This is a genomic window from Pseudoalteromonas sp. MelDa3, assembly GCF_002863625.1.
GTDB lineage: Bacteria > Pseudomonadota > Gammaproteobacteria > Enterobacterales > Alteromonadaceae > Pseudoalteromonas > Pseudoalteromonas arctica.
This window is the reverse complement of record NZ_PJBR01000177.1, coordinates 1-3,011: the sequence shown is the minus strand read 5'-3', so window position 1 is coordinate 3,011 and position 3,011 is coordinate 1. Positions and strand designations below refer to the sequence as shown.

Below are 3,011 nucleotides of genomic sequence, written 5' to 3'. Positions count from 1 at the left end.
ACTCTTAGGAGTTGATTGATTGGTATCTACTTTAGTATTCAATATTGACTTCTGGCGAAGTTAAACTGTCACAAAACAAAGACCCGTTTGGGTTGTATGGTTAAGTGACTAAGCGTACACGGTGGATGCCTTGGCAGTTGGAGGCGATGAAGGACGTATTAACTTGCGATAAGCTTAGTCAAGCTAGTAAAAAGCGCTTGAGACTAAGATTTCCGAATGGGGAAACCCACCTGCTTGCAGGTATCGTTAACTGAATACATAGGTTAACGAGGCGAACGCGGAGAACTGAAACATCTAAGTACCCGTAGGAAAAGAAATCAACCGAGATTCCGAAAGTAGCGGCGAGCGAAATCGGAACAGCCCTTAAGCTTATTATGTGTTAATGGAAGGCTGCTGGAAAGCGCCACGATACAGGGTGATAGTCCCGTACATGAAAAGACATTTTAAGTGAAATCGAGTAGGTCGGAGCACGTGAAACTTTGACTGAATATAGGTGGACCATCATCTAAGGCTAAATACTCCCAACTGACCGATAGTGAACCAGTACCGTGAGGGAAAGGCGAAAAGAACCCCTGTGAGGGGAGTGAAATAGAACCTGAAACCGTGTACGTACAAGCAGTAGGAGCCCACTTGTTGGGTGACTGCGTACCTTTTGTATAATGGGTCAGCGACTTATATTTTGTAGCGAGGTTAACCGAATAGGGTAGCCGTAGGGAAACCGAGTCTTAACTGGGCGAATAGTTGCAAGGTATAGACCCGAAACCCGGTGATCTAGCCATGGGCAGGTTGAAGGTTGAGTAACATCAACTGGAGGACCGAACCCACTAACGTTGAAAAGTTAGGGGATGACCTGTGGCTAGGAGTGAAAGGCTAATCAAACCGGGAGATAGCTGGTTCTCCCCGAAATCTATTTAGGTAGAGCCTCGGACGAATACTTACGGGGGTAGAGCACTGTTAAGGCTAGGGGGTCATCCCGACTTACCAACCCTTTGCAAACTCCGAATACCGTAAAGTAATATCCGGGAGACACACGGCGGGTGCTAACGTCCGTCGTGAAGAGGGAAACAACCCAGACCGCCAGCTAAGGTCCCAAAGTCATAGTTAAGTGGGAAACGATGTGGAAAGGCCCAGACAGCCAGGAGGTTGGCTTAGAAGCAGCCATCCTTTAAAGAAAGCGTAATAGCTCACTGGTCGAGTCGGTCTGCGCGGAAGATGTAACGGGGCTAAACTATGCACCGAAGCTGCGGATTCAGAATTTATTCTGAGTGGTAGGGGAGCGTTCTGTAAGCCGTTGAAGGTGACCCGGGAGGGTTGCTGGAGGTATCAGAAGTGCGAATGCTGACATGAGTAACGATAATGGGAGTGAAAAACTCCCACGCCGGAAGACCAAGGGTTCCTATCCCATGTTAATCAGGGTAGGGTAAGTCGACCCCTAAGGCGAGGCCGAAAGGCGTAGTCGATGGGAAACAGATTAATATTTCTGTACTCGATATAATTGCGATGGGGGGACGGAGCAGGCTAAGCAAGCATAGCGTTGGTAGTCTATGTGAAAGTGAGTAGGGCGTTTGTTTAGGTAAATCCGGACAAACACTAAACCTGAGACACGAGACGAGTCACTACGGTGATGAAGTTGCTGATGCCATACTTCCAGGAAAAGCCTCTAAGCTTCAGATTATATGGAATCGTACCCCAAACCGACACAGGTGGTCAGGTAGAGAATACTAAGGCGCTTGAGAGAACTCGGGTGAAGGAACTAGGCAAAATCGTACCGTAACTTCGGGAGAAGGTACGCTCCTATCTGTGATGAGACTTGCTCTCTAAGCGGACGGGAGCCGCAGTGACCAGGTGGCTGGGACTGTTTATTAAAAACACAGCACTGTGCAAAATCGCAAGATGACGTATACGGTGTGACACCTGCCCGGTGCCGGAAGGTTAATTGATGGGGTTATCCTTAGGGAGAAGCTCTTGATCGAAGCCCCGGTAAACGGCGGCCGTAACTATAACGGTCCTAAGGTAGCGAAATTCCTTGTCGGGTAAGTTCCGACCTGCACGAATGGTGTAACCATGGCCACGCTGTCTCCACCCGAGACTCAGTGAAATTGAAATCGCAGTGAAGATGCTGTGTACCCGCGGCTAGACGGAAAGACCCCGTGAACCTTTACTACAGCTTGGCACTGAACATTGAACCTACATGTGTAGGATAGGTGGGAGACTTTGAAGCAGCGACGCTAGTTGTTGTGGAGTCAACCTTGAAATACCACCCTTGTAGTTTTGATGTTCTAACGTTGGCCCCTGAATCGGGGTTACGGACAGTGCCTGGTGGGTAGTTTGACTGGGGCGGTCTCCTCCTAAAGAGTAACGGAGGAGCACGAAGGTTGGCTAAGTACGGTCGGACATCGTACGGTTAGTGTAATGGTAGAAGCCAGCTTAACTGCGAGACAGACACGTCGAGCAGGTACGAAAGTAGGTCATAGTGATCCGGTGGTTCTGAATGGAAGGGCCATCGCTCAACGGATAAAAGGTACTCCGGGGATAACAGGCTGATACCGCCCAAGAGTTCATATCGACGGCGGTGTTTGGCACCTCGATGTCGGCTCATCACATCCTGGGGCTGAAGTCGGTCCCAAGGGTATGGCTGTTCGCCATTTAAAGTGGTACGCGAGCTGGGTTTAGAACGTCGTGAGACAGTTCGGTCCCTATCTGCCGTGGGCGTTTGAGAATTGAGAGGGGTTGCTCCTAGTACGAGAGGACCGGAGTGAACGAACCGCTGGTGTTCGGGTTGTCATGCCAATGGCATTGCCCGGTAGCTACGTTCGGAACTGATAAGCGCTGAAAGCATCTAAGCGCGAAGCAGGCCTCGAGATGAGTTCTCACTAGACTTTTAAAGTCTCTGAAGGGCCGTTGAAGACTACAACGTTGATAGGCAAGATGTGGAAGTGGTGTGAGCCATTAAGCTAACTTGTACTAATTACCCGTGAGGCTTAACCATACAACGCCAAACGCGTTTTATG

1 rRNA gene is annotated in these 3,011 nt (G+C 49.6%); it reads left to right on the top strand.

What is annotated here, in order from left to right:
* Positions 1–98: 98 nt before the first annotated feature.
* Positions 99–2,989 (top strand): 23S ribosomal RNA (locus CXF89_RS18810).
* Positions 2,990–3,011: the final 22 nt, after the last annotated feature.